Origin of the sequence: Marinobacter sp., assembly GCF_040882185.1 — a bacterium.
GTDB lineage: Bacteria > Pseudomonadota > Gammaproteobacteria > Pseudomonadales > Oleiphilaceae > Marinobacter.
Genome location: NZ_JBBEBW010000010.1, coordinates 1 through 19,993, shown reverse-complemented (window position 1 = coordinate 19,993; position 19,993 = coordinate 1). Strand labels below are relative to the sequence as shown.

18 protein-coding genes are annotated in these 19,993 nt (G+C 53.3%); 13 read left to right on the top strand and 5 right to left on the bottom strand.

What is annotated here, in order from left to right; all coding sequences use genetic code 11:
* The first annotated feature begins 8 nt into the window (after window positions 1-8).
* From secY to rplQ, 7 genes are all read left to right on the top strand, one after another.
* A complete protein-coding gene (gene secY, locus WEB64_RS07355) occupies window positions 9-1,328 on the top strand; it encodes a preprotein translocase subunit SecY (RefSeq protein ID WP_368061271.1) in 1,320 nt (439 codons plus the stop codon).
* 30 nt (window positions 1,329-1,358) lie between these two features.
* Entirely contained in the window at window positions 1,359-1,472 is a 114-nt protein-coding gene (gene rpmJ / locus WEB64_RS07350) for a 50S ribosomal protein L36 (RefSeq protein ID WP_008174902.1), read from the top strand.
* A 141-nt stretch (window positions 1,473-1,613) separates the two neighbouring features.
* A complete protein-coding gene (gene rpsM / locus WEB64_RS07345; protein ID WP_152208439.1) occupies window positions 1,614-1,970 on the top strand; it encodes a 30S ribosomal protein S13 in 357 nt (118 codons plus the stop codon).
* Window positions 1,971-1,984: 14 nt separating this feature from the next.
* Window positions 1,985-2,374: a 30S ribosomal protein S11 gene (gene rpsK / locus WEB64_RS07340; protein ID WP_004580767.1), complete on the top strand. Its 390-nt coding sequence runs from the start codon at window positions 1,985-1,987 to the stop codon at window positions 2,372-2,374.
* Between the two features lie 18 nt (window positions 2,375-2,392).
* Window positions 2,393-3,013 carry a 30S ribosomal protein S4 gene (rpsD, locus tag WEB64_RS07335; RefSeq protein ID WP_368065549.1) on the top strand — a complete coding sequence of 207 codons (621 nt, stop codon included), beginning with the start codon at window positions 2,393-2,395 and terminating at the stop codon, window positions 3,011-3,013.
* A gap of 35 nt (window positions 3,014-3,048) precedes the next feature.
* The gene (gene rpoA / locus WEB64_RS07330) at window positions 3,049-4,053 is read left to right on the top strand and encodes a DNA-directed RNA polymerase subunit alpha (RefSeq protein WP_368065548.1); all 1,005 of its coding nucleotides are present in this window, start codon (window positions 3,049-3,051) and stop codon (window positions 4,051-4,053) included.
* 37 nt (window positions 4,054-4,090) lie between these two features.
* Entirely contained in the window at window positions 4,091-4,489 is a 399-nt protein-coding gene (rplQ, locus tag WEB64_RS07325; RefSeq protein WP_368065547.1) for a 50S ribosomal protein L17, read from the top strand.
* Between the two features lie 147 nt (window positions 4,490-4,636).
* Here the strand turns inward: rplQ and uvrA are convergent, their stop codons facing one another.
* A complete protein-coding gene (uvrA, locus tag WEB64_RS07320; protein ID WP_368059614.1) occupies window positions 4,637-7,456 on the bottom strand; it encodes an excinuclease ABC subunit UvrA in 2,820 nt (939 codons plus the stop codon).
* Between the two features lie 146 nt (window positions 7,457-7,602).
* Here uvrA and WEB64_RS07315 point away from each other — a divergent pair, with 146 nt between their 5' ends.
* Window positions 7,603-8,973, top strand: coding sequence for an MFS transporter (locus WEB64_RS07315; protein WP_368059616.1), 1,371 nt, complete (start codon window positions 7,603-7,605; stop codon window positions 8,971-8,973).
* A gap of 59 nt (window positions 8,974-9,032) precedes the next feature.
* Complete coding sequence (ssb, locus tag WEB64_RS07310) at window positions 9,033-9,563, top strand: single-stranded DNA-binding protein (RefSeq protein ID WP_368059618.1); 531 nt, start codon at window positions 9,033-9,035, stop codon at window positions 9,561-9,563.
* 77 nt (window positions 9,564-9,640) lie between these two features.
* Here ssb and glnG read toward each other — a convergent pair whose 3' ends face one another.
* From glnG to glnA, 4 genes are all read right to left on the bottom strand, one after another.
* Window positions 9,641-11,068 carry a nitrogen regulation protein NR(I) gene (gene glnG / locus WEB64_RS07305; RefSeq protein WP_368059620.1) on the bottom strand — a complete coding sequence of 476 codons (1,428 nt, stop codon included), beginning with the start codon at window positions 11,066-11,068 and terminating at the stop codon, window positions 9,641-9,643.
* Window positions 11,065-12,147: a nitrogen regulation protein NR(II) gene (gene glnL / locus WEB64_RS07300; protein ID WP_368059622.1), complete on the bottom strand. Its 1,083-nt coding sequence runs from the start codon at window positions 12,145-12,147 to the stop codon at window positions 11,065-11,067. Before glnL ends, glnG begins: the two co-directional genes overlap by 4 nt.
* A gap of 266 nt (window positions 12,148-12,413) precedes the next feature.
* A complete protein-coding gene (locus WEB64_RS07295) occupies window positions 12,414-12,974 on the bottom strand; it encodes a DUF4124 domain-containing protein (RefSeq protein WP_368059624.1) in 561 nt (186 codons plus the stop codon).
* Between the two features lie 177 nt (window positions 12,975-13,151).
* The gene (glnA, locus tag WEB64_RS07290) at window positions 13,152-14,555 is read right to left on the bottom strand and encodes a glutamate--ammonia ligase (protein ID WP_368059626.1); all 1,404 of its coding nucleotides are present in this window, start codon (window positions 14,553-14,555) and stop codon (window positions 13,152-13,154) included.
* Window positions 14,556-15,114: 559 nt separating this feature from the next.
* Between glnA and typA the strand changes: the two genes are divergently transcribed.
* The 4 genes from typA (at window position 15,115) to WEB64_RS07270 (ending at window position 19,977) form a co-directional block, all read left to right on the top strand.
* On the top strand, window positions 15,115-16,926 hold the full coding sequence (typA, locus tag WEB64_RS07285; protein WP_368059628.1) for a translational GTPase TypA: 1,812 nt from the start codon (window positions 15,115-15,117) through the stop codon (window positions 16,924-16,926).
* Window positions 16,927-17,048: 122 nt separating this feature from the next.
* A complete protein-coding gene (gene pip, locus WEB64_RS07280) occupies window positions 17,049-18,005 on the top strand; it encodes a prolyl aminopeptidase (protein WP_368059630.1) in 957 nt (318 codons plus the stop codon).
* A 78-nt stretch (window positions 18,006-18,083) separates the two neighbouring features.
* Window positions 18,084-18,527: a D-aminoacyl-tRNA deacylase gene (gene dtd, locus WEB64_RS07275; protein ID WP_368059632.1), complete on the top strand. Its 444-nt coding sequence runs from the start codon at window positions 18,084-18,086 to the stop codon at window positions 18,525-18,527.
* A gap of 547 nt (window positions 18,528-19,074) precedes the next feature.
* Window positions 19,075-19,977 carry a porin gene (locus tag WEB64_RS07270; RefSeq protein WP_368059634.1) on the top strand — a complete coding sequence of 301 codons (903 nt, stop codon included), beginning with the start codon at window positions 19,075-19,077 and terminating at the stop codon, window positions 19,975-19,977.
* Window positions 19,978-19,993 lie beyond the last annotated feature (16 nt).

The window sequence follows — 19,993 nt, the reverse complement described above, 5'->3', positions numbered from 1 at the left end:
AGGACCAAATGGCCAAGACATCATCATTGCCTGCGGGTGCGGGAAAAGGACTTGCAGAGCTGCGTTCGCGGCTCTGGTTTGTTTTCCTGGCGCTGTTGGTGTACCGAATCGGTGCGCACATACCAGTACCAGGTATCAATCCGGATCGTCTTGCAGCGTTGTTTGAACAGAATCAGGGTACCATCCTGAGTATGTTCAATATGTTTTCTGGTGGTGCGTTGGAGCGGATGAGTATTTTCGCTCTTGGCATCATGCCTTATATCTCTGCCTCAATTATCATGCAGCTTATGACGGCGGTAAGTCCGACGCTTGAGCAACTGAAAAAGGAAGGCGAGGCAGGCCGGCGCAAGATAAGTCAGTACACTCGTTATGGCACGGTGATTCTGGCGCTGGTCCAGGGCATGGGCATTTCCGTTGGTTTGGCATCGCAAGGCGTGACATTCAACGACAGTTTCAGTTTTCATTTTGTAGCGGTCGTTTCGTTTGTCAGCGGTGCGGTATTCATGATGTGGCTGGGTGAGCAGATCACTGAGCGTGGCGTAGGCAACGGCATATCGCTGCTGATCTTCGCAGGGATTGTAGCTGGTCTTCCTGGCGCGATTGGTCAAACTCTCGAGCAGGCGCGTAGCGGTGAAATGAGCTTGCTCGTTGTGCTGGGTATTGCTGTGCTTGCCATCGCGGTGGTGGGCTTTGTGGTGTTCATGGAGCGTGGTCAACGTCGTTTGACGATTAACTATGCGAAGCGACAGCAGGGACGTCGCGTATTTGCCCAGCAATCCAGCCATTTGCCGTTGAAGGTTAATATGGCCGGTGTCATTCCGCCTATTTTTGCTTCGTCGATTCTTCTGTTTCCGGCATCTCTGGGGCAGTGGTTTGGGCAAGGTGAAGGTATGGAATGGCTGAGCGATATTTCCCAAGCGCTTGCCCCGAGTCAGCCCCTGTACATAATTTTGTTCGCGGCTGCAGTGGTATTCTTTTGCTTCTTCTATACGGCATTGATGTATAACCCGAGAGAAGTGGCTGACAACCTCAAGCGTTCTGGTGCGTTTATCCCCGGGATACGTCCTGGTGAGCAGACTGCCAAGTACATTGACGGTGTTCTGACGCGCCTGACTCTGTTTGGTGCGATGTATATCGCAGCTGTGTCCCTGTTCCCTCAGTTTCTGATGGTGGCCGGGAATGTACCGTTCTACTTGGGTGGTACCTCACTGCTGATTGTTGTAGTCGTCGTGATGGATTTTATGGCCCAGGTTCAATCTCACCTGATGTCTCATCAGTATGAATCGCTGATGAAAAAATCCAATCTCAAGGGCTATAGTCGGAACTGATAACGTTCCCCTTGAAAACTGGAGTCGACAATGAAAGTACGCGCTTCGGTAAAGAAAATTTGCCGTAACTGCAAAGTAATTCGTCGCAATGGCTCAGTAAGAGTCATTTGCTCGGAGCCTCGCCACAAGCAGCGTCAGGGCTAAGTACCCGTCAGGGTATTGTCTTGGTCGCGAGGGGCACGAAATCGTAGCGCTTGACCTTTAATGGGTCAGGCGCTATTATTTCGCGCCCTATTTTGTGGCGGAAAATTCACACAGCAAAGCTTTGAACGCGGAGTAATTTGGATGGCACGTATAGCCGGTGTCAATATACCCGATCACAAACATGCTGTTATCTCTCTGACTTATATTTTTGGAGTCGGGAAGACGGCAGCCCAGAAGCTTTGCGATGCAACCGGCGTTAAGCCGGACGTCAAGGTTAAAGACCTGTCCGATGAGCAGCTTGAGTCACTTCGCACTGAAGTGGGTAAGCTGAGCGTCGAGGGCGATCTGCGTCGTGAAGTTCAGATGAACATTAAGCGTTTGAAGGATCTCGGTTGTTTTCGTGGTCTGCGTCACCGTCATGGACTGCCTGTCCGTGGCCAGCGCACCAAGACCAACGCTCGCACCCGTAAAGGTCCTCGCAAACCTATTCGCAAGTAAACAGGTAGGCAATCATGGCAAAGCCAGGTACACGTACCCGTAAAAAGGTGAAAAAGACGGTTGTTGATGGCGTCGCGCACATCCACGCTTCCTTCAACAACACGATCGTGACCATTTCTGACCGTCAGGGCAATGTATTGTCCTGGGCCACTTCCGGTGGTTCCGGTTTTCGTGGGTCACGTAAAAGCACACCTTTTGCTGCGCAGGTAGCAGCTGAAAGAGCCGGTAATGCGGCTGCTGAATACGGCCTTAAAAACCTGGATGTAGAGGTTAAGGGTCCTGGGCCCGGACGTGAATCCGCTGTGCGCGCGCTGAATGGCTGCGGGTACAAGATCACTAACATCACTGATGTGACACCGATTCCACACAACGGTTGTCGTCCGCCCAAGAAGCGCCGCGTTTAACACAGGAGACAGTGAAATATGGCTCGTTACATAGGCCCGAAATGTAAGCTGTCTCGTCGTGAAGGGACAGATCTTTTTTTGAAGAGCGGCGTGCGCGCCCTCGACTCGAAGTGCAACATTGAGACCCCTCCGGGTCAGCATGGTGCGCGGCGCGGTCGTCTGTCCGAATATGGCGTGCAGCTTCGTGAAAAACAGAAAGTTCGTCGGATTTATGGCGTACTTGAAAAACAATTCCGGAATTACTATGCCGAGGCAGCTCGTATCAAGGGTGCAACTGGTGAAAACCTGCTGCAACTGCTTGAAGGTCGTCTCGACAACGTAGTGTATCGCATGGGTTTTGGTTCGACCCGTGCAGAGTCCCGTCAGCTTGTGTCTCACAAGGCGATCCTGATCAACGATAAGGTGGTAAACATTCCTTCTTATCAAGTAAGACCAGGTGATGTTGTGAGCATTCGCGAAAAGGCGAAGAATCAGCTACGCGTTAAAGGCGCGCTGGATCTTTCCGCCAATCGCGCACCGGTAAGCTGGGTAGAGGTCGACGCCAACAAGATGTCCGGCGTTTACAAGGCAACTCCGGAACGTACGGAATTGCCGTCCGACATCAACGAGAACCTCATCGTCGAGCTTTACTCCAAGTAAAGCCCAGTTACCCACGAGAGTAGATAGGGGCGTCTATGCAGCGTTCAGTACATGAGTTATTGACACCTCGTACCATTGACGTGAAGGAATCGAGTGGCACGCGTGCCAAAGTGACTCTGGAGCCTCTGGAAAGAGGTTTTGGGCATACTTTGGGGAGCGCACTCCGACGTATACTTCTGTCTTCAATGCCGGGCTGTGCAGTCACCGAAGCGCAAATCGACGGTGTCCTACACGAATACAGTGCCATTGAGGGTGTTCAGGAAGACGTTATTGAGATTCTTCTGAATCTTAAAGGTGTCGCATTGAAAATGGGCAGCCGAGATGAGGCTGAAGTTTCCATCAGCAAGAAAGGTCCAGGTGTTGTGACTGCTGGTGACATCAAGCTGGATCACGACGTCGAGATTGCCAATCCAGAGCATGTGATATGTCACCTGAGTGCGAATGGTGAATTGAACATGCGGCTGAAGGTAGCGCGGGGCCGTGGTTATGAAGCTGCCGATCAGCGGGGGCTAGAGGAAGATGAGACCCGAGCGATTGGACGCTTGCAGCTGGACGCCACGTTTAGCCCAGTTCGCAGAGTTTCTTACGCGGTTGAAAGTGCCCGCGTAGAGCAGCGTACTGATCTGGACAAGCTGGTGATTGATCTGGAGACCAACGGAACGATTGACCCTGAAGAGGCGATCCGTCGTGCCGCAACCATTCTCCAGCAACAGCTGGCTGTATTTGTTGATTTCGATCATGAGAAAGAACCTGAACGCGTGGAAGAAGAGGAGGAAATTGATCCTATTCTGTTGCGTCCGGTAGATGATCTTGAGTTGACGGTACGTTCAGCGAACTGCTTGAAAGCTGAGAATATTTACTACATCGGCGATCTTATTCAGCGCACTGAAGTTGAGCTGCTCAAGACGCCTAACCTGGGTAAAAAGTCGCTCACCGAGATTAAGGATGTACTCGCTTCGCGCGGGCTGTCCCTGGGAATGCGTCTGGATAACTGGCCACCGGCGAGCCTTCGTGGCGACGACCGGGTTCTGGGCGGTTAATCGCCGAATTGGTAGTTTAAGGTAAGGAATCAGAGCAATGCGTCATCGTAAGAGTGGTCGTAAGTTCAACAGGACCAGTGCGCATCGCAAGGCCATGTTCCGTAACATGACTGCGTCACTGGTTGAGCACGAGCTGATCAAAACGACGCTCCCGAAAGCGAAAGAACTTCGTCGGGTAGCGGAACCTTTGATCACGCTTTCTAAGAAAGATTCGGTCGCGAACCGTCGTCTGGCGTTTTCTCGCCTTCGCGACGACGCAGTGGTAGCCAAGCTGTTCAATGAGCTTGGTCCACGCTTCGTAGAGCGTCCGGGTGGTTACCTTCGGGTCCTCAAGTGCGGTTTTCGTGCTGGCGACAATGCGCCTATGGCGTATGTTGAAGTTATCGGTCGCCCGATGGACGTTGAAGCAGAAGAAATGGACGACAGCGAAGACTAAATATCTCGCCGTTGACTAAAAACCGGAAGCCATGGCTTCCGGTTTTTTTTGCGCTCAATGATGGTGAGGGCAACCGGCAGAGATGTTCTCGTCTGCCCATAGCTGTAGGCAATCCGTTGCCTTTGGGTATTACCGATTGGGAAAGGGCTAACCGAGCAATGACTTCAGGTAATGCCCGGTATAGGAGGCGGGATTCGCAGCGACGTCCTCAGGGGTTCCTTCAGCGATAATCTTGCCCCCACCTGAGCCTCCCTCTGGCCCGAGATCCACAATCCAGTCGGCCGTTTTGATAACGTCCAGATTGTGCTCGATGACAATGATGGTGTTGCCATGGTCGCGGAGGCGCTGGAGTACGGTCAGGAGTTGCTGGATATCATAGAAGTGTAGGCCTGTGGTTGGCTCATCAAGGATATACAGGGTTTGTCCGGTGTCACGTTTTGATAGTTCCTTCGCCAGCTTCACCCGCTGGGCTTCGCCGCCTGAGAGCGTAACGGCACTTTGCCCTAAATGAATATAGGACAAACCGACGTCGATCAGGGTTTGAAGTTTCCGGGCAAGGAAAGGTACGGCATCAAAGAACTCACGCCCTTCCTCAACGGTCATTTCAAGAACTTCGTGAATGTTCTTGTTTTTGTACCGGACTTCCAGCGTTTCGCGATTATAGCGTTTGCCCTTGCAGACATCACAGGGAACATATACATCCGGCAGGAAATGCATTTCGACTTTAATGACGCCATCACCTTGGCAGGCTTCGCATCGTCCGCCTTTAACATTGAAGCTGAAACGGCCAGGTTTGTATCCCCTTGAACGGGCTTCCTGGGTGCCCGCAAACAGTTCGCGAATCGGGGTAAACAGCCCGGTGTAAGTGGCAGGGTTCGAGCGTGGCGTTCTCCCTATAGGGCTCTGGTCAATATCGATCACCTTATCCAGATGCTCCAGCCCTTCCAGCTTCTCATAGGGCCCGTGGTTCAGGGTGGTCGCCTTGTTGAGCTTAGTGGCGGCGACCGGATAAAGCGTACTATTAATCAGGGTTGACTTGCCGGATCCCGACACGCCCGTGATACAAGTCATCACCCCCAGAGGAATATCGAGACTGACGTTCTGTAAATTGTTGCCGGTAGCACCGGTCAAGGTCAGCGCCTTGCCGTTGCTGCTATGGCGTTGCTTTGGAATGGCGATTTCACGAACACCACTAAGGTATTGTCCGGTCACTGAGTTCGGATTATTGATAATGTCGTCCGGGGTGCCCTGGGCAATGATGTGACCGCCATGAATGCCAGCACCGGGGCCGATATCAATGACATGATCGGCGGCACGGATAGCATCTTCATCGTGTTCGACCACGATGACGGTGTTACCGATATCTCTAAGGTGTGTGAGAGTTGTCAGCAAGCGATCGTTGTCGCGCTGGTGGAGCCCGATTGAAGGCTCGTCAAGAATATACATAACGCCTACAAGCCCGGCGCCAATCTGACTGGCGAGCCGAATACGTTGGGCCTCCCCGCCGGAGAGTGTATCGGCGCTGCGCTCAAGGGTCAGATACTGCAGGCCCACGTTGACCAGAAATTGCAAACGCTGCCGGACCTCCTTGACGATATTCTCTGCAATCTCTCCGCGACTACCGGGAAGGGTGAGTTGCTCGAAGTAATCGTATGCCTCGCCCACCGGTAAGTGGGTCATCTCGGGGAGGGTGCGGTCAGCAATAAATACGTTGCGTGCGCTCCGTCTGAGACGGGAGCCGTTGCAATCCTTACAGGGTTGTTGGCTGAGGTGTCTGGCCAGTTCCTCGCGCATACTCTGGGAATCAGTTTCGCGATACCGGCGCTCCAGATTCGGAAGAATGCCCTCGAAGGGGTGCGCCTTTTCCATAATGTGGCCGCGAGAATTAACGTACCTGAAGGTAATGTTCTCCTTACCAGACCCGTGAAGAATAGTTTCCTGAAAATCCTCCGGCAGATCCACGAAAGGCGTGTCCATATCAATGCCGTAGTATTCGGCAACGCTGCCCAGCAGTTGGAAGTAGTATACGGAACGCCTGTCCCAGCCTTTGATCGCGCCTTCGGCAAGCGTTGCCTCCGGGTGCTGGATTATTTTTTCGGGGTCAAAGAACTGTTTGACCCCGAGGCCATCACACGTAGGGCAGGCACCTGCCGGATTATTAAACGAGAATAATTTGGGCTCAAGCTCGCTCAGTGCGTAGCCACACTGGGTGCAGGCATAGCGAGCGGAGAACGTGTGCTCTTCGCCTTTCCCTTCCATCTCCGTAACCAGCGCGATGCCTTCAGCCAGATCGAGGGCGGTTTCGAAACTCTCCGCGAGACGCTGTTCGAGGCCGGGCTTGACCTTGAACCGGTCGACCACGACGTCAATCTGATGTTTGCGCTTTTTGTCCAAAGCTGGAACGTCATCAATGTCGTATACCTGACCATCCACCCGGAGACGGATGAAGCCCTGGCTGCGCATGGTATCGATGACTTGCAAGTGCTCGCCCTTGCGGTCACGAATAACCGGGGCAAGAATCATCAGTCTGCTGTTCTCTGGCATGGCGAGCACCTGGTCCACCATCTGGCTGACCGTTTGCGCTTCCAGAGGCTGACCATGGTCGGGGCAGCGAGGCTCACCAGCCCGGGCAAACAGCAGGCGAAGATAGTCATATATCTCAGTGATAGTACCGACCGTGGAGCGCGGGTTGTGCGAGGTCGATTTTTGCTCTATTGAGATCGCCGGAGACAACCCCTCAATGTGGTCAACGTCCGGCTTTTCCATCATCGACAGGAACTGTCGGGCGTAGGTAGAGAGCGATTCAACATAACGGCGTTGGCCTTCGGCGTAGAGTGTGTCAAACGCCAGGGACGACTTGCCGGAACCGGACAAGCCGGTTATCACAATCAGCTTGTCCCTTGGGATATCCAGGTCGAAGTTTTTGAGATTGTGGGTGCGAGCCCCTTTGATCTGGATACGATCCATAATTCTCCCCGATAGAAAAGCGAGCAGTATACCGCGTTACGTATACTGCGGCGAAATGCAAACTGCCGACAACGCATCTGGTACAATGCGCGCCGGGCACTAGCCCGTTCGCTGTTGTTGATTGAATTGAGGAATCTGCTGTCCCCATGAATGCACTAGAAAAGCGCTCAGTTGCAGCACTCGCTTCCGTTTACGCCATGCGAATGCTGGGCCTGTTTATGGTGTTACCGGTATTCGTGTTGTTGGGGAGTGACCTGGAAGGCGCCACGCCGCTTCTGATCGGCCTGGCCATAGGCGGATACGGCTTAAGCCAAGCCTTGTTGCAAATACCGTTTGGCATGATGTCCGATCGCTTCGGGCGCAAGCGAATGATCTATATTGGCCTCATTCTGTTCGCCGTGGGCAGTCTGCTGGCTGCGGCGTCTGATTCCATATACGGCGTCATTCTGGGACGGATTCTTCAGGGTTCTGGTGCCATTGCCAGCGTGCTGATGGCTTTGCTCAGTGATTTGACCCGGGAAGAAGAACGCACCAAGGCTATGGCGCTGGTTGGTGTATCAATAGGGCTGGCGTTCTCAGTTTCCCTGGTACTTGGACCACTACTGGGAAACCGATTTGGCTTAGCCGGCATTTTCTATCTTACAGCTGCTTTGGCTGGCGTTGCGATGATCGTTGTCAGTCGTGTCGTGCCGCAACCTCATGCGCCTGTCGGTCATTATGAGAGTCGACCCGCCGTCACCATGCTGGGTCAGGTGCTACGGGACAGTCGTCTTGTTCGCCTGGATATTGGCATTTTCGCACTTCACCTGACATTGACCGCTGCCTTTATGATTGTCCCGAGTCTTTTGCGAGACGATATCGGTCTCGATACAGGCTCCCACTGGTGGTTTTACCTGACGGTAATGGTGACGTCCTTCTTTGCCATGGTTCCCTTTATTATCGTCGGTGAGAAGAAACGACGCATGAAAGTGGTACTGAACAGCGCTATTGTGCTGTTGATTGGTTCGGTCATCGGGTTGTCCCAGGTTGATGGCCAGCTTGAGACGGCCTGGTTCGTACTGTTCCTGTTTTTTATGGCCTTCAACCTTCTCGAAGCCAGCCTGCCTTCACTGGTAAGTAAGGAGTCGCCAGCAGGGAGCAAGGGCACTGCCATGGGGGTGTATTCGACGTCCCAGTTCCTGGGTGCGTTCCTGGGTGGCTCTTTGGGGGGGTTGCTACTTGAGGGGTATGGGCTCAATGGCGTCCTGGTGCTGATGGTGGTGACGCTGGCGATGTGGTTGGCGGCCGCATTGAGCATGCCGTCTCCGAGTCACACTGCAAGTTTCATGGTACAGTTATACGACGCAGAGTCTGACGACATTGGTAATATTGATCGGACCCTGCGCGGCCTTCCCGGTGTAGAGGATGTGGTGGTACTTGAGGGTGTGGGCACAGCCTATCTGAAAGTGGATCGCCAATATTTTAATGAAGAGTGCCTGTCGGAATGCTCATTTGTCCGGCCAGCCATGTCTTCTTGAATCCTGAGCTCTGGCGACGGACTGCTGGCGACTATAAGAGACTGAATTAGGAGCAAATCATGGCACGAGGCGTAAACAAAGTAATTTTGATCGGAAATCTGGGTCAGGATCCGGAAACCCGTTATACACCCAACGGTAACGCCGTGGTCAATCTTAACCTGGCTACGGATGAGAGCTATAAGGACCGTCAAACCGGGCAGTTGGTGCCGAAAACAGAATGGCACCGTATCGTTATGTTTGGCAAGATTGCTGAAGTCGCAGGGCAATACCTGCGCAAAGGCTCCAAAGTCTACATTGAAGGCAAGCTCCAGACCCGTAAATGGCAGAACAAGGAAGGCAATGACGTTTACACCACCGAGGTGGTTGTGGATATCAACGGCCAGATGCAGATGTTGGACAGTCGTGGTGGCGAAGGCGGTGGTGCGAACCAGGGCGCGCCCGCTGGCCGGCCCCAACAAGCTCCCCAGAATGCACCTGCTGCTCAGCAAAGCACCCAGGGCCAGTCAGGTGGTTATAGTCAGCCATCCCAGGGACAGCAGGGTGGAATGCCGGAGCCGATCGATGATTTTGACGACGATATTCCATTTTAGCGGTTAGGTCTTCACTATCTAACGGCATACTTCCAAGCCCCCACAAAAGTGGGGGTTTTGCTTTTGTGGGCGGGGAATCAATCTTCGTCCGGCTCACCTTCGTCCATCCCGAGCTCGTTAATTTTTCGAGTGAGTGTATTTCGTCCCCAACCCAACAGGATGGAGGCATCCCGCCGCCGTCCACCAGTGTGCTTGAGCGCGGTCTCGATCATGATGCGCTCGAACTCCGGAATGGCGGTATCCAGAATTCCCTTTTTACCCCGTTTAAGTTCCTGTTCTGCCCAGCTTTTCAGCCCTTCTTGCCAGGTGTGCCCAAGCGCGGGGGTTTCGGCTTGCTGGAGGAGTTCCTGAGGTAAATCGTCGACGTGGATATCGCGTCCGCTGGCCATTACCGTTAGCCAGCGGCAAGTGTTCTCGAGCTGGCGTACATTGCCCGGCCAGGGCAGGGTGGTGAGATATTCTTCAGCGTCCGGGCGCAGTATCTTTGATTCAACGGCGAGTTCACGGGCTGCCCGCTTGAGGAAGTGCTGCATCAGCCGCGGGATATCTTCCCGGCGCTCGGCCAGCTTGGGGAGATGAACCCGTATGACGTTGAGTCGGTGGAACAGATCTTCACGAAAGGTGCCAGCCTGAACCAGCTTTTCAAGATTCTGATGAGTCGCTGCAATGATACGAACATCCACTTTGATCGCGGTCGTGCCGCCCACCCTGTAAAACTCGCCGTCCGCCAGCACCCGCAAGAGTCGGGTCTGGGTGTCCGCTGGCATGTCTCCGATTTCATCCAGAAACAGGGTGCCGCCGTTCGATTGCTCAAACCGACCCTGGCGCGCTGCACCGGCACCCGTGAAGGCCCCTTTCTCATGTCCGAACAACTCGGACTCGATCAAATCTTTGGGAATGGCAGCCATGTTCAGGGCGATAAACGGATGACTGGAGCGCGGGCTGTGGTTGTGCAGTGCCTGCGCGACCAGTTCTTTACCGGTACCGCTTTCACCGTTGATTAAGACAGTGATGTTGGAGTGCGAAAGCCGGCCAATTGCGCGAAAAACCTCCTGCATGGCGGGCGCTTCGCCAATAATCTCGGTGTGGCGTTGTGCGCTGTCCGCTGTCGGTTCGGCGGTAGCTCGCCGCTCCCGGCTGTGAGCGACAGCGCGCTTGGCGAGTGCCACTGCATCGTCGACATCAAAGGGTTTGGGCAGGTACTCAAAAGCGCCGGTCTGGTAGCTTGTAACGGCACTCTCGAGGTCGGAATGGGCGGTCATGATGATCACGGGCAAATCCGGATGGGTCTCGACAATGCCGGACAGAAGCGCAATGCCGTCAATGCCGGGCATGCGAATGTCGCTGATGATGGCGTCCGGCTGCTCGTGGTCCAGTCGTGCGAGAATGCTGTCACCGCTTTCGAACACTCGCGTATGCATGCCAGCCTGGGACAGAGCGCGCTCCAGCACCCAGCGAATGCTTCGGTCGTCGTCAATAATCCAGACGTGCGACGGTTGGTTCATAGTTTTTCCTCCAGAGGCAGGAAGATAATGAAGTTGGTTCGTCCGGGCTCGCTCTCACACTCCACAAGCCCTTGGTGTTGTCCGATAATACTTTGGGTAATCGAAAGCCCCAGCCCGGTACCGTTGGCGCGGCCACTGATCATTGGATAAAAAACGTTCTGCAACAGGTCCGCAGGAATGCCGGGGCCGTTGTCGATGACATCCACCCGGCAGACCAGACGATAACGGTGATGGCCAATGGTGAACTGCCGTAGAGCCCGGGTTCGGAACATGATGGTAGGAGGCTCAGCGGAGGCGCTGCGATCGGTATGCTCAAAAGCAGCCTCCATGGCGTTTCGGGCGATGTTTAGGAAGGCCTGGATCAGCTGTTCCTTATCTCCCTTAAGTTCCGGCAGGCTGGGATCATAATCCCGTTCAAATACCAGCTGATTGCGACTCTCAGCCTCCAGCAATGTTTTGACCCGTTCAAGCACCTCGTGGATATTGGTCGGCGCCAGTTTGAGCGCCCGGTTTGGGCCCAGCATCCGATCCACCAGACCCCGCAGGCGGTCTGCCTCGTCAATGATGACCCGGGTATACTCGCGCTGGCCCTCGTCATCAAGCTCGCGGTCCAGTAGCTGAGCGGCGCCACGAATGCCCCCCAGAGGGTTCTTGATCTCGTGAGCCATACCGCGAACCAGAATGCGCGTGGTTTCCTGCTGGGAGATGATGTCTTCTTCCCGGCTGATGCGAAGCAGGCGATCCCGAGGCTGAAGCTCCATCAGCAGATCACAGGGTTCTGTTCCGATCGAGGAGACCGAGTAATCCACCGTAAACCGTGTGCCCGATACCAGCATGAATTCAGCTTCGCGCTTGGTATAGGACTGCCCGTTTTTCGATGAGGCCAGCAAAGTTTTTAATGCTTCTGCAGACTCCACGAACACATCGCAAATGGTGGAGTCTGTGATACGGGTTACGCTGGTTTCAAGCAGGTTCTCAGCAGCAGGGTTGAGATATTGAACCTTGAGATCCGGGCTCAGTACCAGTACCGCGGTGGTCAGATTATCCAGTATGTTTTTGTAGCCTGCCGGTATTGCCATGATCGTCCCCTGGTTATACAAGCGTTGTTGCAAAAAGCGAACCAAAATATAGGAACTGAGGTATTGGTGCGCTAATGATGAGCGGCGAGGCCAATTGACGGGAGTCCGCCGCCATTAACTGGTGCGGATTGGGGCAGCGTTGATTTGTCTATTCAAGAGGCTGCCCCTCGTTAGCTCAAAGTATGGCTTCTTTAAGGGGCGAGCGCACTATAACAGTGCGCAGCCTGACTGATGGGTGGCCGTGGTGAGGCGTAAGTGGGGAAGGCTCAGTTATTGCGATTGCGGTTTATGACAGAGGGTCGGTGCACGGTAAAGGTGATGCTATTCCCGGACTGGACCCGCTGGCCTTGAGCATCGACGACAAAAACACTTGCGTTGTGAGTGCCTCGGTCCATATTACGAACGGTAAAGGTGCCCCCTGGGTTCTGCCCAACCGGTTGGCCGTCCAGATCGACTTCAAAGCGGTGTCCCTGTCTCAAGCCGGGCGAGCTGGAGACCTGGAATTCAACATCGCCACCGCCGCTCCAGAATGCTGCATTATTCTCCGGAGTGGTAAACGCCACACGATCATAAGGCTCAGGGTTGTCTTGTTCGGTTTGCTTGGCTCGCTGTTGTTGTGCCTCTATGTCGCGCATTTTGGGCAGCGTGATGGTCGTCACCGGACGGACCTTTACTTCTTCCGAACCGCTTTGTGGCTCGTCTGAAAAAGTTACATTGCCGTTTTTATCTACGTGTTTATAGACTTCCGCTGTGGCCGGAAAGGCCGAGAGGGTAAACAGAGTAAATAAAGCAATCAGAAGAGGCAGAGTCCATTTCCCGTTATTCATCGAGTACACCTTTGATGATGTTATCGCTCGATTATCGGTAGAGCTCTGCGTGTTTGCAATGCTGCGGCCTCTGTATGTGGTTACAGCGTGTTAATGGGTGACGTGTATCTGACGTGGACGGACTAGCTGCCAAAAAAAACCCCGCCGGAGCGGGGTTCGCCAGTTGGTCTGCAAAGATCAGACTGAATAGTACAGGTCGAACTCAACCGGGTGAGTGGTCATGTTCAGACGCTCCACTTCACCACGCTTCAGATCAATGTAGCCGGCGATCATGTCTTCGGTGAAAACGCCACCACGAGTCAGGAACTCGTGATCGCCTTCCAGAACATCCAGCGCTTCTTGCAGAGTCTCGCAAACAGTCGGGATGTTCATAGCTTCTTCTTTCGGCAGGTCGTACAAATCCTTGTCCATGGCATCGCCCGGGTGGATCTTGTTCTGGATACCGTCAAGGCCAGCCATCATCAGGGCAGCAAATGCCAGGTATGGGTTGGCTGAAGGATCAGGGAAGCGCACTTCCATACGACGAGCTTTCGGGCTGTTCACGTACGGGATACGAATAGAAGCTGAGCGGTTGCGGGCGGAATAAGCCAGCATAACCGGCGCTTCGAAGCCCGGTACCAAACGCTTGTAGCTGTTGGTAGAAGCGTTGGTAAAGGCGTTGATAGCTTTCGCATGCTTGATGATACCGCCGATATAGAAGATGGCAGTTTCGCTCAGGCCCGCGTAGCTATCACCTGCAAAGATGTTTTTGCCATCTTTACTCAGAGACATGTGGACGTGCATGCCTGACCCGTTGTCACCCACGACTGGCTTCGGCATAAATGTCGCTGTTTTACCGTAAGCGTGAGCCACGTTATGCACGCAATATTTAAGAATCTGAACTTCGTCGGCCTTCTTGACCAGGGTGTTGGCGCCAACACCGATTTCGCACTGGCCAGCAGTGCCCACTTCGTGGTGGTGAACTTCGATTTCAAGGCCCATGGATTCCATTGCAGCGCACATCGCGCCACGCAGGTCATGCAGGCTGTCAACGGGGGGTACGGGGAAGTAGCCGCCCTTAACGCCTGGACGGTGCCCGATGTTGTTGCGCTCGAAGTCTTCGCCGGAAACCCAGGCTGCTTCTTCAGAGTAGAGCTCATACATGGAGCCCTGCATGTCGGTCTTCCATTTGACGGAATCAAACACGAAGAACTCGGGTTCGGGGCCAAACAAAGCGCTGTCTGCAATGCCGGTGGACTTCAGGTATTCTTCGGCGCGACGTGCCACAGAGCGCGGATCACGCTCATAACCCTGCATAGTAGAAGGCTCTACGATGTCGCAGGTGATGTTGACGGTGGTTTCTTCGGTAAATGGGTCCAGAACGCTGCTCGAGTCATCCGGCATCAGGATCATGTCGGACTCGTTGATGCCTTTCCAGCCAGCAATTGATGAGCCATCGAACATTTTGCCGTCTGCAAAGAAATCGTCATCGACTTCAGTGGCCGGGATGGTTACGTGCTGCTCTTTACCGCGGCTATCAGTGAATCGCAAATCAATCCATTTGACTTCGTGTTCTTTGATCAGATCAATTGTCTTCGACATTGTACGTACTCCGTAGGTTTACCCGTCTCGCGGGCGAGTTCTTTATTCGTTTTGTTGCCGGATCAGTCGTCCACACCTTGCAAAAGTGGAATCTCTGACCGCCGACCTTTTCGTCAGGTTCGGGCAGCTTATCAAAAGCTTTCTTTCCTTGCCTGCCTATTCAGCTGTTTTCATTTAAGCAATCTGTTTGCCAGTTTTCTCGTTATGCGCCAGAAGGGCGCAGGTAAGCGGGCTCTGGGCATTTTTGGCGCCACTGTTCATTGTCTACCGCTATATTTCTAGACGGTCTATGGTCATTAGTGGTGCGCCGATGCAGCAATGGCACAATAATGGTGCGTTATTGGAGAAGATCCCGGGCGAGAGCCGGAAGGTGAGTGTTTGACAGATAGGCATATCTCTACATAGTTACTGCGTAAAGTTTCCGATATACTGCGCGCCCTTGGTTTCGGCTATGCCGTGACCCATTAACTGTTACTTTAAAGATTTGAGACGGCATGCGCGCGAAAAACGCGTACACAAGACCCTCTCAGGTCATCATGTATGCCGTAGGATACCCGTTGTGATTGAGAAACTTCGTAATATCGCCATTATCGCCCACGTTGACCATGGCAAGACCACGCTGGTGGACCAGTTGTTGCGCCAATCCGGTACGCTGGACCGAAAAGAGCTCGAGAGCGAGCGCGTCATGGATTCCAACGACCAGGAAAAGGAACGAGGCATTACCATCCTGGCAAAAAACACCGCGCTGAAATGGCACGACTACGACATCAATATCGTTGATACCCCGGGACACGCCGACTTCGGTGGCGAAGTCGAACGGGTAATGAGCATGGTTGACTGCGTGCTGCTGGTGGTTGATTCCATCGACGGCCCGATGCCGCAAACCCGTTTTGTCACCCAGAAGGCCTTTGACGCCGGCCTGCATCCGATTGTTGTAGTGAACAAGATTGACCGTCCTGGCGCCCGCCCGGATTGGGTCGTTGATCAGGTGTTCGACCTGTTTGACAATCTCGGTGCCAGCGATGAACAGCTGGATTTCCCGATTGTATTTGCCAGTGCCCTGAACGGCATCGCCGGGATGGATCACGAGAATATGGACGAGAACATGGATGCCGTTTTTCAGGCCATCGTCGACCATGTGCCTGCACCCAACGTTGATCCCGAGGGACCGTTCCAGATGCAGATCTCCCAGCTGGACTACAACAGCTTCCTGGGTGTCATCGGCATTGGTCGTATAGCGCGCGGCAAAATCAAGGCCAATTCTCCAATCACCGCCATAGGCGCTAACGGCAAGAAGCGTCAGGGCCGCATCCTGAAAATCATGGGGCATTCCGGTTTGCACCGTGTAGAAGTAGAGGAAGCGCAGGCCGGGGATATCGTTTGCGTAAGTGGACTGGAAGAGTTACACATTTCCGATACCCTGTGCGACCAGGCCAATGTGGAAGCATTGCCGCCGCTGACAGTGGATGAGCCGACCGTTTCCATGACCTTTCAGGTTAACGACTCGCCGTTCTGTGGCCGAGAGGGTAAGTATGTCACCAGCCGGAACCTCAAAGAGCGTCTCGAAAAGGAGCTGCTCCACAACGTCGCATTGCGCGTTGAAGATGGCGATTCGATGGATAAGTTCAAGGTGTCCGGGCGGGGCGAGCTGCACCTGTCGGTACTGATCGAGAACATGCGTCGCGAAAAGTTCGAGCTGGCGGTCGGGCGTCCTGAAGTGGTTATCAGGGAAATCGATGGTGTAAAACAGGAACCGTACGAAAACGTCATCATCGATATTGAAGAGCAGCATCAGGGCGCTCTGATGGATCAGATGGGTCTGCGCAAGGGCGAGCTTACAAACATGGTTCCGGATGGCAAGGGCCGCATGCGCCTTGAGTACACCATTCCTGCGCGCGGACTGATCGGTTTCCGTAACTCCTTCCTGACCATGACCTCCGGTTCAGGCATTCTTACGTCCACCTTCAGTCATTATGGCCCGATTAAAAGTGGCGACATGACCGCCCGCCAGAACGGCGTGCTGGTGTCTATGGCGGCGGGCACAGCGATGACCTACTCGCTGGAAACGTTGCAGAGCCGGGGCAAGCTGTTCCTGGACCCCGGCCAGGAAATTTATGAAGGTCAGCTGTGCGGCATTCATAGCCGTGAAAACGATCTGGTTATCAACCCGACCAAAGCCAAGAAGCTCGATAATATGCGGGCTTCCGGCAAAGACGAAGTCATCGCCCTGGTGCCACCCATCAAGTTTACTCTGGAGCAGGCACTGGAATTCATCGATGAAGATGAATTGGTGGAAGTGACGCCCAAGTCGATCCGACTGCGCAAGAAGTATCTGACTGAAAACGATCGCAAGCGCGCAGGTAAGAAGTAAAACTGAAGTTCGGGGCCAGATGAATATCTCATCTGGCCCTATATTTATTTCCCCTTGAAATGCTCCCGCTTTTTTTGTTTGCTTGAGCTAAACTCCGGTAAATCCCTTTTCCGGAGCGCTCTATGCTCACTCTCTACCCTGATATCAAGCCCTATGCCGATCACCGTCTGGCGGTCGATGCGCCTCATGAGCTCTATATCGAAGAAAGCGGTAATCCCAAAGGAATACCTGTCATCGTCGTCCACGGTGGCCCGGGAGGAGGTTGTGAGGACTATTACCGGCGTTTTTTCGATGCCGAAAGGTTCCGGATTATTTTATTGGATCAGCGGGGGGCCGGGCGGTCGACACCTCTTGCTGAGTTGGAGGGCAACACTACCGCTGACCTTGTGAGTGATCTTGAGAAAACACGCCAGTTTCTCGGTATTGAGAAATGGCTGATGTTCGGCGGTAGTTGGGGCTCAACGCTAAGCCTGGTCTATGCCCAAGCCTACCCGGAAAGAGTGCATGGCCTGGTTCTTCGGGGAATATTCCTGAGTCGACCTGAAGATATCCGATGGTTCTACCAGCACGGCGCAAGCCGGATTTTTCCAGATCATTGGCGGGATTTTGTCGCGCCCATACCGGAGGCTGAAAGATCTGACATGGTGGGTGCCTACTATCGTCGATTGACCAGCACAAACGAATTGGAGCAGATTCAGTCAGCGAAAGCCTGGTCGATATGGGAAGGGCGTTGTGCAACTTTGCATCCAAATCCCAGAGTGGTTGAGCATTTTGGACACCCCCACGTCGCCATCGCCCTTGCCCGCATTGAATGCCATTACTTTATGAATCAAGCGTTCCTGGAGCCAGATCAGATTCTGAGAGACGCAGAGCGACTGGCAGATATCCCGGGGGTTATTGTTCACGGCCGATACGATATGGTCTGTCCTCTCGATAATGCTCTTGCGCTGAGCGACGTTTGGCCGGATGCAGAGCTGCGTATTATCAGGGATGCAGGGCACTCTGCTTCCGAGCCTGCAATCATCGATACCCTGATGCATGCCTGTGACGAGATGGCAGATCGTATAGAAGGGTTTTGATTTGTAACTGCGCCTTGCGGACCTCGAAGTCGAACGTTAATATCTCGCAACTTTTTAGCCTTCTGCTCAGGGAAATGAATGAAGGGTCTGATTCAGCGAGTCACTAGCGCTTCGGTTGTTGTCGAGGGAAAGACTATCGCCACCATCAATACCGGCTTATTGTTATTTTTGGGTGTTGAAAAAACTGACACTAAAAATCACGCCGACGAACTTTGCAAAAAAGTTCTCAATTATCGCGTTTTTTCTGATGAACATACTCGCATGAACCTGAGTCTGATGGATGTCGGGGGTGACTTGCTTGTGGTTCCGCAGTTCACCCTGGCCGCTGACACACGATCTGGCTCTCGCCCTGGATTCTCTTTTGCTGCACCTCCTGCTGAAGCCAATGACATTTTTACGCATTTTATTGGCCTGGTCGTGGCAACGATAGGGGAGGGGAGGGTTGCTACGGGCAAGTTCGGAGCAAATATGCAAGTGGCACTTATCAACGATGGCCCGGTAACTTTTTTACTCGAAAGTTGAACGCTTTAAAGCAGTGCGCGATTCGAGGGGGGGATCTTTTTTGGTGCAAATCCTTCAGTTGGTACAGCGAAAAAATGTCTTTTATGACCATCAGGTTGCTGAAAAATAACAAATAATTAAGGGTTGGCCCTGTATTTGTTACGGTTTGGGACTGAAGTCAACCGGAATAAAGGGAGAGTGGGCTGTCACAAAACAGACTAAAAACCCTGTTATAAAGGTTTGCAAATTTGATGGTGTTGTATTAAAAATGACATCACAATAAACTTTAAGTAAGTGATATAACTAATTGACGCTGAACGAGTTCGAATGAGTCAGTTGTATGTCGACTGAATAAAGAAAAAGAAGCCCACCAAGAGAGTCACTCTGCGAGGTAGCGCTGATAAGGCCTGCTGCAGATTAGTTTTTAAAAATTACGTTGTTATTTGCAAGTTGTCATGAAATTGACATTTTAACGACACAGAATTGGGCACGATGATAGCTCGATCATTAAGAAAAGCGGGTCACACCCGCAGCTAAAACCTGAGTTCACTTAAAAGGAAGACGCAAAATGAAAAAAACGCTCATCGCAACGGCTATCGCTGCAGTTGCTTTCTCTGGCACCACTATCGCCCAGACTACTGCTACCAGCGCGGACTCACGTGCCGACGAACTGGCCTCACGCATGGACTCCATGCCTACCGTTTACGGCAACATTCAGTACGCTATTGCCCATGACAACTTTGACGGCGGCCCGTCTGAAATTAATCACTTTGACAATGGTTCTACCCTCGGCGTTGCGCATGAGCACGAAGTCGCTCCGGGCATCACTGGCTTCTTCAAAGTAGAACTCGAAGGAATTAACGCAGACGACAAGTCTGGTAGCAACGGCATTGATGCTCTTGACGAAGCCTACATCGGCGTGAAAGGCGACAGCTTCGGCCAGATCTGGATCGGCTCTGATGACTCTACCTATGAGCGTGCCGTTGACGAGATTTCCCAGTACTACGAAGTAGCGACCCTCAACATCGGTGCGGACTACTCTACCGGCGAAGGCGATCTGATTCAGTACACATCACCTTCTTTTGGCGGCCTGTCTCTGGCTGCAGCGGTTCAGTTTAATGGCGACAGCGACACCAAAGGTGGCGCGGGCTCTGAGAAGTCCTACCCGTATCAACTGGCTGCACTCTATGAAGTTGATGCCCTTGAGCTGGCATTCGCCATGGACTCTAATGACGGTGCGGCTTCAGAAAGCAACGAGAACACCTATGGTGTGCGTGCCAGCTATAGTCTCGATAACCTGCGTCTGACTGGTGAATACCACACCACTAAAGATGAGTCTGACACCTTCGGTGTGATCGGTTACTACACTCTGGGTACCAACCAGTTCGCGCTCTCATACGAGCTGAATACCGCTGACGACGCTGACGACACCATGAACCGCCCCGGGTATCGCGGAGGCCCGTTGGTTTAAGTCACGCTGCCATAGC